General features: G+C 69.5%; 14 protein-coding genes. 3 read left to right on the forward strand and 11 right to left on the reverse strand.

The window, feature by feature from the left end:
- Positions 1-523: 523 nt before the first annotated feature.
- The 8 genes from KXC43_RS10010 to KXC43_RS10045 all read right to left on the reverse strand — a co-directional run bounded on the left by KXC43_RS10010 (position 524) and on the right by KXC43_RS10045 (position 7772).
- Complete coding sequence (locus KXC43_RS10010; protein ID WP_221375711.1) at positions 524-1672, reverse strand: DUF6745 domain-containing protein; 1149 nt, start codon at positions 1670-1672, stop codon at positions 524-526.
- A 7-nt stretch (positions 1673-1679) separates the two neighbouring features.
- Positions 1680-1997, reverse strand: a complete 318-nt coding sequence (locus KXC43_RS10015; RefSeq protein WP_221375712.1) for a DUF8820 family protein — start codon at positions 1995-1997, stop codon at positions 1680-1682.
- Positions 1998-2128: 131 nt separating this feature from the next.
- Positions 2129-2989, reverse strand: a complete 861-nt coding sequence (locus tag KXC43_RS10020; protein WP_221375713.1) for an STM4011 family radical SAM protein — start codon at positions 2987-2989, stop codon at positions 2129-2131.
- Positions 2979-4283, reverse strand: coding sequence for an STM4012 family radical SAM protein (locus KXC43_RS10025; protein WP_221375714.1), 1305 nt, complete (start codon positions 4281-4283; stop codon positions 2979-2981). Before KXC43_RS10025 ends, KXC43_RS10020 begins: the two co-directional genes overlap by 11 nt.
- Positions 4280-5077 (reverse strand): STM4013/SEN3800 family hydrolase, encoded by a 798-nt coding sequence (locus tag KXC43_RS10030; protein ID WP_221375715.1) that lies wholly within the window; start codon positions 5075-5077, stop codon positions 4280-4282. Before KXC43_RS10030 ends, KXC43_RS10025 begins: the two co-directional genes overlap by 4 nt.
- Positions 5065-6111, reverse strand: coding sequence for an STM4014 family protein (locus KXC43_RS10035; protein ID WP_221375716.1), 1047 nt, complete (start codon positions 6109-6111; stop codon positions 5065-5067). The genes KXC43_RS10030 and KXC43_RS10035 overlap by 13 nt, the downstream gene beginning before the upstream one ends.
- Positions 6108-7028, reverse strand: a complete 921-nt coding sequence (locus KXC43_RS10040) for an STM4015 family protein (protein ID WP_221375717.1) — start codon at positions 7026-7028, stop codon at positions 6108-6110. The genes KXC43_RS10035 and KXC43_RS10040 overlap by 4 nt, the downstream gene beginning before the upstream one ends.
- A gap of 42 nt (positions 7029-7070) precedes the next feature.
- On the reverse strand, positions 7071-7772 hold the full coding sequence (locus tag KXC43_RS10045; protein ID WP_221375718.1) for an SDR family oxidoreductase: 702 nt from the start codon (positions 7770-7772) through the stop codon (positions 7071-7073).
- Positions 7773-7905: 133 nt separating this feature from the next.
- Here KXC43_RS10045 and KXC43_RS10050 point away from each other — a divergent pair, with 133 nt between their 5' ends.
- Complete coding sequence (locus KXC43_RS10050) at positions 7906-8484, forward strand: TetR/AcrR family transcriptional regulator (RefSeq protein ID WP_221375719.1); 579 nt, start codon at positions 7906-7908, stop codon at positions 8482-8484.
- A 62-nt stretch (positions 8485-8546) separates the two neighbouring features.
- Here the strand turns inward: KXC43_RS10050 and KXC43_RS10055 are convergent, their stop codons facing one another.
- The 3 genes from KXC43_RS10055 to KXC43_RS10065 form a co-directional block, all read right to left on the reverse strand.
- Positions 8547-9704: a lamin tail domain-containing protein gene (locus KXC43_RS10055; RefSeq protein ID WP_221375720.1), complete on the reverse strand. Its 1158-nt coding sequence runs from the start codon at positions 9702-9704 to the stop codon at positions 8547-8549.
- Positions 9705-9768: 64 nt separating this feature from the next.
- Positions 9769-11424, reverse strand: a complete 1656-nt coding sequence (locus KXC43_RS10060; protein ID WP_308129026.1) for a signal peptidase I — start codon at positions 11422-11424, stop codon at positions 9769-9771.
- Between the two features lie 21 nt (positions 11425-11445).
- The gene (locus KXC43_RS10065) at positions 11446-11862 is read right to left on the reverse strand and encodes a hypothetical protein (RefSeq protein ID WP_221375721.1); all 417 of its coding nucleotides are present in this window, start codon (positions 11860-11862) and stop codon (positions 11446-11448) included.
- 177 nt (positions 11863-12039) lie between these two features.
- On the opposite strand from KXC43_RS10065, the gene KXC43_RS10070 reads away from it, so the two are divergent.
- Positions 12040-12798: a pentapeptide repeat-containing protein gene (locus KXC43_RS10070; protein WP_221375722.1), complete on the forward strand. Its 759-nt coding sequence runs from the start codon at positions 12040-12042 to the stop codon at positions 12796-12798.
- 26 nt (positions 12799-12824) lie between these two features.
- Positions 12825-14075, forward strand: coding sequence for a TerC family protein (locus KXC43_RS10075; protein ID WP_221375723.1), 1251 nt, complete (start codon positions 12825-12827; stop codon positions 14073-14075).
- Positions 14076-14200: the final 125 nt, after the last annotated feature.

Genomic DNA, 14200 nt, shown 5'->3' on the forward strand with positions numbered 1-14200 from the left:
CGACGATAGCCATCTGACACCGGCACTGCCCCCACGGCCTTGGACAACCACCGCCATCGCGGGCCGCATGGCCATCGTCAACAGCCAAGTTGTCGAGGCGGCCAATATGCCCAGCGACAAGGACTCCGATCATCGGCGCCTCATGTGGATTGCCGTGCCGCCCGTATCTCAGACCGCCATGTCACCAACGGGCACCATCGGTGACTGGGCACACCGGCATTCAATGATCGTTGACGGTGGACGACCCCACAGTCGGCTGCGACACCCACGGTTGTTTGGACCTCCTGTACCGCGACCTGCAACCCGCGACGCTGCTCGTGCGCAACGGCGCTGGTTTGCAGCGTTGCCCGCGACGCTGCTGGTCCGCGACGCCGTCAGTTTGCCGACGGCGCTGGTCCGCGACACCGCTGGCCCGCGGCGTTGCTGGCCCGCGGCGCTGCTGGTTTGCGATGGCGGTGGTCCGCAACGCTGCTGGGTTGCGGCGCTGCTGATCCGCCAGCCTGGGTGGGGTGGGTTGTGGCGGCTACGTCTGGACCTGCGGGTGGTACTCGTGGGCTTCCAGGCCGAAGGTCCAGGCGACGCCCTCTCGGGCGGTGCGGACTGTGGGTGGGACTCGAAGCCAGTAGATGCGGCTGGTGCCGTCTGGCTCGGGGGTGGCGTTTACGACCTCGACCATTGCCAGGGGCTCGTCGCCGGGTAGGGAGAGGAACCAGAGGGTGCCGATCTCGTCTTTGTGCAGGGCGCGGGCGCCGGCTTCGCGTAGGTAGCGGTCGTAGCCGAAGTGTTCCAGCATGACTCGGCGTAGTTCGGCGTTGGTCTCGGCGCCTATGCGGTCGGCGGTCAGGGTGGGTAGTTGGGCGGCCAAGCTGGTGGGGATCGGCATTCCGCGCCAGGCCCACAGGGCGTAGCCGTCGGGGAATTCCATGGCTGGGCCCTCGCCGCGGTGCAGGCGGCCTACGTTGTCCCGGGCTACGCGGGTGGGGCGGTCAGTCAGGATGGCGTAGTGGGAACCGGCCCACCACCAGCCGCTGTTGCGGGCCACGGCAGCCAGGCCGGTCAGGTCGTGCAGCAGGGCGGCGTCGGGGTGCAGGCGGTCGGCTGCCTCGAAGGTGGCGAGCCACACGCCGTCGTGCTGGCCGTAGATGGCGTCGAGCAGGCGGGAGCGGGCCGCTCGGCCCAGGGCAGTCGGTAGATCCGCGGTCAGGTCTTCGCCGAGGCGTTGGCGTAGACGTGCGGCGACTCTGTCCATCACCAAGGACCAGGAACGCCGGCCCGCTGCGGCGGTGAGCTGGGCCCAGCCTTCGACGCCGAGCACGCGTGATGCTCGTTCGCGGGCGGCCGCCCAGGGCTCTGTGCGGATCTGCCGTCGTACGGACGTGTTGCCCGTTGCGGTCGGAGGCCGGCCCTCAAGCTGCAGTGCTGCCTGCACCTCGGCCACCCAGGGCGGGCCCTCGGGAGGCGCGCCGGTTAGGAGGGCGGCTGCCACCGCGCCGGCTCGAGGGGATGACAGCCAGAAGATGTGTTGCGGTTCAGCCAGGCCTGCTCGGCGGTAGGCCTCTCGTAAACCGGCCTCGGCGGCGGGGCGGTTGGCGGGGGCTGTCTCGAGGGCGGCGGCCAGCCATTGGTCTTCGACGGCGGCGGCTGTGGCTTCCTGGGTGCTGGTCAGTCGCATGAGGGCCTCAGTCGGCGACCGGGCGGAAGGAACCGGGGACGTACTCGCGCTGGCGGACCACTCGGTAGTGGCCGGCCGGGAGTGAGATCGGGCCGTGTTCCTCGTGGGTGACTCGGCCGTACTGCGGCGCGTCGATGAACATGCGCTCGGGATCGTCGAGGTCGGCCAGCAGGCGCAGGCCGGGGCCGCCGATCACGTGGGCGTGGCCGGTGGCCTCGCCGCGGGCCAGCACCATGCGGCCGCGGCGGTCGCGCGGGACGGCCGAGCACTCCGGCACGTCGCCCTGTGCCACGGGCACGATCAAGACGTCACCCTGCCGATACATAAGCCCTCCCAGCTCCAGCAACGCACGAAACGTATCGCGCGCGTACGACACTTTTCCGGGTCGGGACAGGCCGTCGTCGAACCCGGCGAACAACGGATCACCGTCATGGGGACAACTGAGATCGGCAGCCTTCAGGTGGTGGGCCAGGCGGCGGGGATGCGTTCCAGGAGGCCGTCGGTGTAGACGTCGCGCAGGGCCAGCGGCTTCAGATGGACGTACCCGATGTGGCAGTCGCAGAGGTTGTTGGTGCAGGGGCGGGGGCGCAGGGCCGCGCGCCAGCTGTCGTCGTAGAGGTTGCCCAGCGGCGTCTGGATGAAGTGGCAGCGCCGCACCGTGCCGTCGCCCAGCACGGAGATGGCTGTCTCGCCGGCGTGGCACGGCAGGCCCAGCGACGGGTGCGGGCGGACGCTGTCGCCGAAGTGGGGGTCGAGTGCCGTCCAGCGTTTCTCTTCGTCCGCGGTGTAGACGTGGCCGTCGGCGGCGTTGACCCAGAGGTACACCGTGGGAGGCAGCGAAGCGCGTAGTGCGAGCGCCTCGTCGTAGTGGGCGGGCAGGCCGACCACGCCCACCGAATAGCGGACGCCCAACTCGTCCAGTTCACGGCAGCGTTCCAGGAAGCGGGCCCGGGTCACCTGGCCCGGGTGGTAAGTGGCCCACAACGCGGCCACCCGGGCGTCCGCTGTGGACAGGAACGAGACCCGGGCGGCCAGGTTGGTCTGGATCGCCACCCGGGCGACGTGCGGCAGGTGGGAGAGGCGGACGATCGTGTCGCGGTACCAGCTGCGGGTCAGGCCCTCGCCCCAGGGCGTGAACAGCACCGACAGCCGCCGATCGGCCGTCGCCTCGACCCAGCCGGCGAACCGTTCGAGGTCGGCCCGGTCGGCCCGCAACAGCTCGGGCGGGTCGACCCGCTTGGCGAAGGGGCAGTACGGACAGTCGTAGTTGCAGCTCGCCAACGGGCCGCGATAGAGGACGTAGAGATCATCGGACAACGTACGCGCCCATCGCCTCGCGCACCGGGCCCGAGACCAGCCACGGCCCGATGGCGTCGGAGTGAGCCAGCCCGGCTGCGGTCAGCGTGCGGTGGTCGTCGTGCAGCCACCCGCGGTCGGCCAGCTCTTTCAGCTGGGGGAAGTCGTCGGTGTGGGCCGTGCCGAAACGCTCGTTGTAGGCGCCGGCGTCCACCCCCGTACGCCGGAGCAGTGATTTCAGCAGCCAGCGCCGCCGCTGTTCCGTCCGGTCGAGGTCGAAGCCGATCTCGGCGTAGCGGAAGTCGTCGGCGGGCCGGGACAGGTAGTCGTCGATCACCGCCCGAACCTCGGAGACGCCGACCGCGTAGTCGAACGAGTAGTGCAGCGAAGTCGTGTAGGACCGCGCGCCGCAGCCGAGGCCGACCATGCCGTCGTCCTGGCAGCAGTAGTCGGGGCCCTCGACCGCCGGCGCCCCGGCTCGCCGGAACTGGCGCATCGACTGCTGCTCGTACCCGGCGGCGGTCAGCACCTCGACCGCCTGGTGGTACAGCTCTTGCCGCTGGGTGTCCCAGCCCTCGCGGCCGCCGGCACGCCGGCCCAGACCGGTCAGCGGGCGAACGTACAGGGGATAGAGGTAGAGCTCTTCGGGCTGCCAGCGCAGTGCCTCGTCGAGCGAATGCTGCCACGTCTGCGGGGTCTGCCCGTCGATGCCGTAGATCAGGTCGACGTTGAGGACCGGAATCCCGGCCGTACGAATGACCTCGAGCGCGGCGAGCACGTCCGCCAGCCGCTGGGGCCGGCCGGCCGCGTGCGCCTCGGCGTCGAGGAAGCTCTGAACGCCCATGCTGACTCTGGTCGTTCCGTGGGCCGCCAGCACGGCGAGCCGGTCGGCGGTCGCGGTGGCCGGTGACGTCTCGATCGACAGCGGCCGGTGTTCACTGCCGAAGGTGACCTCGACGATCTCGAACAACGACTCGAGTTCGGCCGCGGTGAGGTAGGTGGGCGTGCCGCCGCCGATCGCCAGCTGCGCGAACGACGCCTCGCCGGCCAGCGACTGCCGGACCGCCACGGCCTGGCGTCTCAACTGCGCCAGGTAGGCCGTCACCTGGGCCGCCGGGGGATTGGCGCGGGTGAAGAGGTTGCAGAAGCCACACCGCATCTCACAGAACGGCAGATGCACGTACCCGAAGAGCGCGTCCTGCCGTTCCGGGGCCCACACCTCGCTCAGCGGACGCCGCGGCGCCAGCTGCCGATAGGCGGTCTTGTGCGGATAGGCGTAGAGATAGCCCTGGTAGGGGGACTGGTCGAGGGTCATCGTGGCCTCACCACAAACTCGGCGTACGGCACTGTCCAGACCGCCTCGTGGGCGACGCGATGGCCGACGTGGCCGTCCTCGCCGTAGAGCGTGCCGTGGTCGGAGCAGAGGATCACCTGGCAGGGGCGGCCGCGGCCGGCCACCAGATCGAACAGCCGGCCCAGCTCAGCGTCCACATAGCTCAGTGCAGCGGCGTGACTCTCGAGGCTGTCGGCCACCGCGCCGGGCAGGTAGTGCTTGTTCGGTTGGTGCAGGGCGGCCACGTTGACGAACGAGAACAGCGGCCGGTCGGCGGGCAGGCCGGCGACGATCGCCTGCAGCCGGTCGATCTGGGCGCCGAGACAACCGGGCGCGGTCACGCCGAACGACGGCTCCCAGTGCGATTCGGTGAACAGGCCGGGCAGGACGCGGCCGAGCGGCGCCCCCGGATTGAAGAAGCCGACACCGCCCAGGCAGACCGTGTGGTAGCCCTCTTTCGCGAGCGCCGACGGCAGGTCGGCGGCGTCGAAGACGTACGTCGCCGGACCGCTCGTCTCGCTGCCGGCGAACCGCGCGGCGAAGAGCCGTTCGTGCGGCCCCGGCGTCACCGGCGTGGGCAGGAAACCGGCGAAGAATGCGTGGTGCGCCGCGTAGGTGAAGCTGGCCGGGGTGTGCCGCCGCTGCCACCGGCCGCCGGGGAGCACGCGGGCCAGTGTGGGCGTGCGTCCTGCCGCCAGCGCTGCCACCGCGACGTCGTAGCGCAGCGTGTCGAGCGTGACGAAGAGCAGGTCGTGACTGCCGATCAGCTCACGCATGCGCCCGCCCACCGGTCGAGCGCGGCCACCTCGGCGTCGTAGGTGTCGAGGCCCACGAGCAGGTCGCCGAACGCGTTGACCTCGGCCACCGCGTGCCCGCGCCAGCCCGAACGGAACATCAGGTCGACACCCACATGCAGGCTGCCCGGGAAGCACTCGGCCACCGCCGCGCAGGTCGCCATGGCTTCCGCCCACGCCTTCGGACCGGCCGCGGCCCGCACCGCTGCCACGTCGCCGCGTGAGTTGCCCAGATGCAGGTTGGTCAGCGGCGTGCGGCCGGCTCGCGCCACCACGTGCGACGGCGAGCCGGCGATCGCCAGCACCCGCAGGTCGAACACGCGGTCGCCCAGGCTCGCCTTGGGATACCAGCGTTCGACGTGCAGGCCGTCGGGGGCGAGCCGGTCGACGATCCGCGCGATCGTGGCCTCGTCTTCGTAGCGGCGTACGCGCAGGTTGTTGTAGAGCCGGCCGTCATCGCCGGTCTCGACCGAGGTGGTGGCCTGGATGCGCGAACCCGCGACGGCCATCGCCAGCACCCCGGAGGCCGACGACCCGTGCGCCGGCTTGACGAAAACCCGCGCCCACCCGCTCGCCCGCATGGCGGCGCGCAGGGAGGCGTAGCCGTCGATCGGGGGCAGCGCGGGTGGCACCGGAATTCCGGCCTCGTGCAGGAGCGCATGGCAGCGGCGCTTGTCGCTCATGGTCAGGATGTCACCGGGCGGGTTGAGCAGCCGCCCGCCGCCCGACGCGATGCGGTCGAGGGCGACACTCAGACCCGCGTACGCCGCCGAGCCCCCGACGATCTCGCCCGGCGCCGCCGCTGTGGCCGCCCCGCGCAGCAGCCGGTCGACCTCGGCGTCCTCGCCCGGCGAGTCGATGCGCACTGTCTCGCCCACGCCGGGCACCGGGCCGCCGCTCAGCACCGAATGCCACGGGTAGACCGCCGGCGCGGGCAGCCCGGCCCGAGCGACGGCCGCCGCGAAGAGCGCGACCCGGCGGTTGCCCGGGTTGCCGACCACGGCGAGCCGCATCATTCCGCGACCGCGGTGTAGCGGCCCCACTCCTCTTCCTGCTGCCGGTCGGAGACGTCGACCCGGACACCGGGCAGTTCCTCGACCAGGCGCTGGGCCAGCTCTTCGGAGAGGAAGTGGTGGCTGAGGTCGAGCGACTTGAGATGGGTGAGCGGCTGACCCGCCAGCAGAGCCTCGCCGCCCGCGTCGGAGAGCGCGCCCATCGAGAGGTCGAGCTCGGCCAGCCGGGCCACGACCGGCGCGGAAGCCAGGGCGGCGGCCACCTCGTCGGCGATCTCGGCGTTGCGCAGGCCGAGCGACGTGAGCGCGGGCAGGGCCCGGCCGGCCAGGATCGGCGCCAGGTCGTCGGCGCGGGCGTCGCCGCCGTAGTTGTCGACGCCCAGCCACAGCTCGAGACGGCTCAGACGGGGGAAGTCGCTCGCCCCGACGGCCCGCACGACCTCGACCGGCAGGCCGCCGGACTGCAGAACCAGCTCGCGCAGGCCCTCGTGGCGCAACGGGCCCAGCACCAGACCCTCGGCGCCGCGCACCCACAGCGCCTCGAGCTGCGGGAACGCCTCGAGCAGGGGAGTGAGATCGGTCTGCTTGATCCAGGAGATCTCGCACTGCTCGTAGGTGAGCTCGGCGGCGAACAGGGAGCGCAACCGGCCGAGCCGCGCGGCGTTGCGCACGAGCAGGTCGACGGGGAAGCTGCGCTCGTACGCCTCGCCCCACTCGCCGACGACCAGTGCCACCGGCCCGCCCTCGCCGGTACGTTTCAGCAGCTCTTCGAAGGCGCGCTCGAACTCGGCGGCGTCGGCGTCGAACTCTTCCAGCTCGAGGCGCCACGCCACGGAGGCCGGGTCGGCCGGGGTCTCGTCCGAGTCCCAGGCCACGATCGGCAGGCCGGCGAACGTGCTCAGCTTCGCGTTGATCGTCACGGGCGTGACCCTAACAACGCCCCCCGACAGTTCCCGGGACGGTCAGGCCGCCAGCTGGGGGTAGAGCAGTGTGATATCGCCCGACAGGGCCGACTTCACACCCCGCGACACGTCGTCGGCCAACACCTCGAACGCGTCGGTCTCGACGCCGTCCAGCGCGGCCGCGGCCACGTCCACCGCGGCCGACTTGGGGGCGTCGATCTTCGCGGTCATGTCGGTGTCGACATACGCGACGTGGAGGCCGGTGACCACGATGCCGCGCGGGCGCAGCTGGACGCGCAGCGAGTTGGTCTGCGACCAGAGCGCGGCCTTCGAGGCGCTGTACGGGCCGCCGTCCGCCAGCCACGACAGGGCCGAATGCACGTTGAGCAGGTGACCGCCGCCGTTGCGCTCGATCACCGGAACGAAGGCCCGGGTCACGAGCAGCGGGCCGTAGAAGTTGGTCTCGAGGTCGCGCCGCACCTCGTCGAGCGGCGAGCCCAGGTACGAGGCGCCGGCCGCGGCGCCCGCGTTGTTGATCAGGATGGTGACGTCGGTGGCCCGGGCGGCCACGTCGGCCACGGACGCCTCGTCGGTGACTTCCAGCTTCAGCGGCACGGCGTCGGGGTGCGTCACGGTCCGCGGGTCGCGCGCGGTGGCGTAGACCTTGGCCGCCCCACGCCGGAACAGCTCGTCGACCAGCGCCTTCCCGATGCCGCGGCTGCCGCCGGTGACGAGGACGACGGAGTCTTTGATCGCTGTCATGGCATTCCCTCTTCGCTTCGGTGCCGGAAACCGATCGGTTTCTGCGGTCGACCGTAAACCGATCGGTTTCCACCGGGCAAGGCGATGTGACGGGGGAAACCGATCAGTTTTCAAGCGGGGTAGTCTGATGGGCGTGACTGACACGCGTGACCGCCTGCTCGACGCGGCGGCCGACCTGTTCTACCGCGAGGGCGTCAACGTCGGCGTCGAGGCGCTGACCAAGGCGGCGGGCGTCTCCAAGCGTTCGATGTACCAGCTCTTCGGCAGCAAGGACGATGTGCTCGCGGCCAGCCTGGAGCGAGTGGCCCCCGGCTACAGCGCCACGTTGCTGCCCGAGGGCTCCGCCGGAACACCGCGGGAGCGGATCCTGCATGTCTTCCGAGTAGTGGAAGAGGTCGCCCCGCAGCCCGGCTTCTACGGCTGCCCGTTCCTGGCCACGTCGGTGGAGATCAAGGCGGCCGACCATCCGGCGCGGGCAGTGGCGCGCCGCTTCAAGGACGGTCTGACCGAGTTCTTTCGCGGCGAGGCAGCCGCCGGTGGCGCCGCCGATCCCGGGCAGCTGGCTCAGCAACTGGTGATGACGTTCGACGGTGCGAGCGCCTGGGGTGTGATGCACGGCGACGGGGTCAACGGTCAGGCCGTACGCATGGCCGAACTGTTGCTCGACGCGGCCGGCGTCACCCAGCACCAGGAGCCTGAGGCGGGGTCGTAAGAAGGCCCGGCCTCCCCGAAAGGGGAGACCGGGCCTCAGGTCGGAGCGTGCTCGGGAACCGGTCAGCAGTTGGTGTAGCCGGGGCCCAGCTTGGTCCACTTGCAGATGTCGACGTTGCCGCCGGCCGGGTTGCGCAGGTAGGCGATGTCGCCCAGGTTGTCCCAGACGTAGCCCGCCTTGCCGGCGCGGCCCCAGTGCCGGAACGAGCCGCTGTCCTTGCCCTTGCCCGTGCGCACCAGGTAGGACTGGCCGACGTTGATGTTGATGTTCGGGAACCGGTAGACGATGCCCTTGCCGTCCCGGACGGTCCAGCCGTTGATGTTGATGGCCTTCTTCGTCATGTTCGTGATCTTGAAGTACTCGTTGAGCAGGCTGCCGTTGCTGCCCGAGTCGGTGCCCGGCGGGTCGGCCTGGATCCGGGTGAACTGGATCGGCGGCGTGGCCGTTGTCGGCGGCTTGGTCGTCGTCGGCGGCGTTGTCGGCGGCTTGGTGACCGGCGGCGTCGTGGTCGGCGGCTTGGTCGCCGGCGGGGTGGTCGTCGGCGGTGTGGTGGTGCCGCTCGTCGGCGTCCAGTAGGTGACCTCGCCCGAGGTGGTGCCGATCACGCCCTGCGAGTCGTCGCCGCTGAAGACCGCCCGGTAGGTCTGGTTGCCACCCGGCTGACCGGTGAGGGTCTCGCTGAACGTGGCGGTGTTGCCGGCGGTCTTGGTGGTCTTCACCGTGGTCCAGGTGTCGCCCGTCTTCCGCTGAATCTGCACCGGCAGGTCGGGCTGAGCGGGGAGGGCGTCGCCGTTGACGATCAGCCGGCCGGAAACGGGCGCCTGACCTTCCGGCATCCAGAACTTGACGGCGAGCTTCGCCTTCACGGTGATCGTGTTGGACACCAGGCTGCCCTGGCGAACCTGGAAGAGGAAGCCTGAGTCCACGAAGCGCTTGAGTTCGAACTTGCCGGATCCGTCCGCGGTGGCCAGGACCGGGCCGGCCTCATTCTCGGACGTGAAGTCCTTCGCCGGCTGCATGTCGTTCCAGCCGATCGCGGTTTCCCACAGCTGAACGGTCGAGTTCGGGTCGGCGGTGCCGGTCATGGTGATTTCGTCGAAGCCGACGACCTGCGCCGGTCCGGAAAGCTTAGGTGTAGCGGCAGCCGAAGCGGGGGCAGCGATGGCGAAGGTCGCCGCGACCCCGATGACGACGGCCTTGGTCACGAGCCTGGAGATCATTCGCAGCAGTGTAGTGACCATGGACTACCTGAGGATGGCCCGGTTGGACAATTCCGGACAACCGTCAGGGCACCGGCGACGACGCCCTACGGCGGTGACTGCCGGCGCTGTTCGGCCGATTTATGCCGTCGATATTTTCGAGCACTGGTTGATCAAGAGAAATGCGGTAGCGGTATGTGATTCCCTCGTCACGGACAATGAAATCATCGGCGTCCGGGCGGCGCCAGGTGAGGATCATCTGGCCATATCGCTCAGCCAGCTTGACCAGCGCGGGGAAGTTGTCGACGTTGACCACGGGCTTGCCCGGGGGGCTTGACATCGGCTCGACGTGCACCAGCAGTTGCGGATGGCGGCGCTCAATCTCCGCTCGTGTCCGTAATGGCGCGCTTCGGCGAGCAAAAAATGTGATACCGACCGCACCGAAGGCGGCGACGAGAAACACCAGAATCGCGTACGAGCGTGCGGTGCCCGCATTCATGACTTTGTGTCCGAAGACGGCGACTTCGCGAGGCTTTACTGTTGTGACCGGAGTGGCGTCCGACGATCCGCTGAGCGAACTGCCCTGGGCCAGGCTCAGTTGCACCTCGTTGAGCTGTAGCTGGGCCGTCGACGTGAACGGGGCGATGCCCTCGGACGTGACGCGGGCCCGCAGGGCGATCGTGACCGGGCTGCCGGCCTGGACGCCGATCGCCCGTGAGGCCGCGTCGGCGCGGTTGCTCAGCGACCGCAGATTCAGCTTCGCCGTGGCCTCGTGCGTGGGGCCCGGGAAACTCCGCGGCGGGATCAGGGTGACGGTCGAATGCCAGCCCGTGCCGTTGGTGAGCTCCGCCGTGAGATCGAAGGTGCCACCGGGTCCCGTGTACGCGGCTTTCAGGTCGACCGTGTTCACGAGCCGCCGGAAGACCGGGTCGGGCGAGTTCACCGTGGTGCCGTCGTAGGCGGCCGACCTCGGCACCGTGGTCGAGTAGGAGAAGGTCGTCGACTGGCTCGCGCCGGCGGCCGCGGTGACCGTCTCGGTGACCGGCTTCATCCAGCCGACGAGCGCGAGGCCCAGAGCCAGGCCGGTGAGGGCGGCGACCACGGCGGCCAGGGTGCGCGCGGGGGCAGGCATGCGTTCGAAGGTCCGTACGACCTCGGCTGCCTGAGCCCACGAGCCGCCTTGGCGCGACATGGCCTTCACTTTCTTCTTCCGCCGGCCCCTCGGAATCTGCCTGCGGTTCGCCGTCGCCGTCGCCCCACCGCTGACGATCAAGAACCCGATCATCCCTAACCCGGTGGGACTGAGCACCGGTTTCAGCCAAATGCCGCCGTTCGGTACGTGAAGGACGGCTTTCCCCAGTATCTGCTGGGCGGTCGGGCTCGCCAGGTCGACGGATTCGTTGTTGTCGCCCTTGAGGACGAAGCCGGCCGACCCCGACCCGCCGATGATCCGATGGAGCACACGCTGACCGGACGCTCTGTCGACGTAAGCTGCGATGTCGCCGACCCGGTAAGAGCCGTCCCGGGCGATGAAGACCAGATCGCCCTTGAAGTACACCGGGTTCATGCTCACGCCATAGGTCACGACGTAAGACACCTGACCGCTGAGGGCCGCCCACGCGCTGACGGCCGCCACCCCGAGGATGACGGCCAGGGCAAGATGCCGGACAGAACGCTGGATGAGACCCCTCGTTGCCGTTGTTACGAAAGAAGCGTGCGACTCGACCAGGTCGAGTCGCACGCTCCATTCAAACCTGCCTGCTTACGGCGTGTAGGGGATCATCGCGATCTCGACGGCAGTGATCGCGGTGTAGTACCCACTGAGGTTGCAGGTGTAGGTGTCGGTGGCCTTGGTGCAAGAGCTCCAGGCGACGGCGCCTGCGGTACCGCCCGTGCCGCTGATCTTCGCCTTGACGACGGCAGAGTTGGGGAGGGAGGTCGAACCGTCCGCGGCGACCACGACTGCCTCCACGCCCGTGAGCTGATCGGGGTCGGCGGCGGTCTGCTTCACCTTCATCGACATGACCTTCGCGCCCTCGTTGGCGGTGATGCTCACACTGCCGCCGACAGCGACGCCGGAGGCGACACTCGCATCCTTGAGGACACCTGAGGCGGTGAAGGCGGTCGCCCCTGCCGCGACGGCGCCGGCCGCGGCGATGCCTCCGACGATCTGGATCATGTTGCGCATTAAGTTCGTTCCCCCCGTTAGCACTCCTGGACACTTGTTGAATCGGCCCTGGAGCGGGCGCAGTGAAGTGCAGAAAGGGTGCGAACGCCGTCACTCTGCGCTCGACCGGCTCGGCGGTTCCGGGGGCCTCACCAGGCCCGCCCAGCCCGGTCTGGGACAGTGGGGGAAATGCCTGAACGGGAACTCCACGCCGACTGCTCGCGCTGCGCCGCCCTCTGCTGCGTCGCCCCGGCCTTTGCCAAGAGCTCAGACTTCGCGATCAACAAGCCGGCCGGCACGCCGTGCCGCAACCTCGGCGGGGACTTCGGCTGCACGATCCATGAGCGGCTCGATCGGAGCGGCTTTCACGGGTGCGTCGTCTTCGATTGCTTCGGGGCGGGGCAGCGGCTCACCCAGGAGACTTTCGGCGGCCGTACGTGGCGGGAGGATCCGCGGATCGCCGGCGACATGTTCGCGAGCCTGCCGGTCGTGCGGCAGCTGCACGAACTGATGTGGCTCGTGCGTGAGGCCCTGACGTTGCCCGAGGCTCAGCCCGTACACGGGAAGCTGCGGGACGCTCTCGCCCGGATCGACCACCTCGCCGCCGGGTCGCCGGCCGACCTTCGCGCCCTGGACGTCGAGGCTCAGCGCCGGCGGGTCAATCCGTTGCTGCAGCGGGCGAGCGAACTGGCCCGAGCCTCGATCAAAGGGCGCCAGGACCATCGCGGCGCCCAGTTGATCGGGCGCAGGATGCGCGGTGCCGATCTGCGCGGGGCGAGCTTCCGGGGCGCGCTGCTGATCGGAGCGGACTTGCGTGACGCCGATCTGCGCCGGGCCGACTTCACCGGAGCCGACCTGCGGGGCGCCGATCTGCGCGGGGCGGACCTGACCGGAGTGCTCTTCCTCACCCAATCGCAACGGCGCGCGGCGGTCACGTCGAGCGGATAGAAACACGTGAGCCCTAGGATGGCCTGATGCAGGATGTGTCGGGTGTGGTGTGGCTGCTGACTGTTCTCGGCATCATCGGTCTGTTGCTGTACGACTTCTTCTTCCACGTACGCAAGGCGCATATCCCGTCGCTCCGTGAGGCCACCCGCTGGACGGTGGTCTACGTGTCGATCGCCGTGCTCTTCGGCGTGGGCGTGTGGATCTTCGGCGGCAGCGACATGGGCGCGGAGTACTTCGCGGGCTACGTCACTGAGAAGGCGCTCTCGGTCGACAACCTCTTCGTCTTCCTGCTGCTCTTCTCGAGCTTCAAGGTGCCGCGGGCCGACCAGCAGAAGGTGCTGCTCGTCGGCATCGTCGTCTCACTGCTCGCCCGTACGGGCTTCATCTTCCTGGGCTCGGCGCTGATCAACTCGTTCGCCTGGGTGTTCTACCTGTTCGGCCTGATCCTGCTGATCACGGCGGGCAACCTGCTGCGCGAGCAGCGCGGCGACGACACGCCGCCCGACAACATCGTGATCCGGCTGGCCCGCCGGGTGTTGCGCACGTCCGAGCACTACGACGGCGACAAGTTGGTCACCTACGTCGACGGGCGCCGCGTGCTCACCCCGATGCTGCTGGTCATGGTGGCGATCGGCGGCACCGACATCCTGTTCGCGCTCGACTCGATCCCGGCCATCTTCGGCCTCACCCAGAACGTCTACCTGGTCTTCACCGCGACCGCGTTCTCGCTGCTCGGCCTGCGCCAGCTCTACTTCCTGATCGACGGCCTGCTCGACCGGCTGGTCTATCTCTCGTACGGCCTGGCCGCGATCCTGGCGCTGATCGGCGTGAAGCTGATCCTGCACGCCATGCACGAGAACAACGTGCCGTTCATCAACAACGGCGAGTCGATCCACGTCGTCGAGATCTCCACCGCGCTGTCGCTCTCGCTGATCATCGGCATCCTGATCGTGACCGTGGTGGCGTCGCTGCTCAGCCCCAAGGGCCGGGCCCAGACCTACGTCGCGGCGGCCCGCCGGCACGCGAACGAGTTCCTCGACATCGAGACCGACCCGGCCTACTGCGACGAGATCTTCCACCGCCTCCTGGACGAGGAGGCGCGCCTGAAGAGCCTGCCCGAGAAGTACCGGGCGCGGATCCGGGCCGAGGACGAGCTCATGGAGCTGCTGGGCCGCGCGCACCGTCTGCACGACGAGCGGGTCGCCAACGGCAGCTGCTTCGTTCCCGCCGGTGGCCCGCTGGCAACCAAGAGTCCCCTGAAGAGCGCCGAACAGTAGGCCGGCCCGCTCCGCGGTGGCTCACGGAAACGCCGAGCCGTGGACGGGCAAGCGGCGCCGGGCCGGCGGGCCCAGCAGCCAGCGTGAAGGGGGCGCTGAGCCGAGCCAGAAGCGTGAAGGCCGCG

Source organism: Paractinoplanes polyasparticus, from assembly GCF_019710575.1.
In the GTDB taxonomy this organism is placed as follows: domain Bacteria; phylum Actinomycetota; class Actinomycetes; order Mycobacteriales; family Micromonosporaceae; genus Actinoplanes; species Actinoplanes polyasparticus.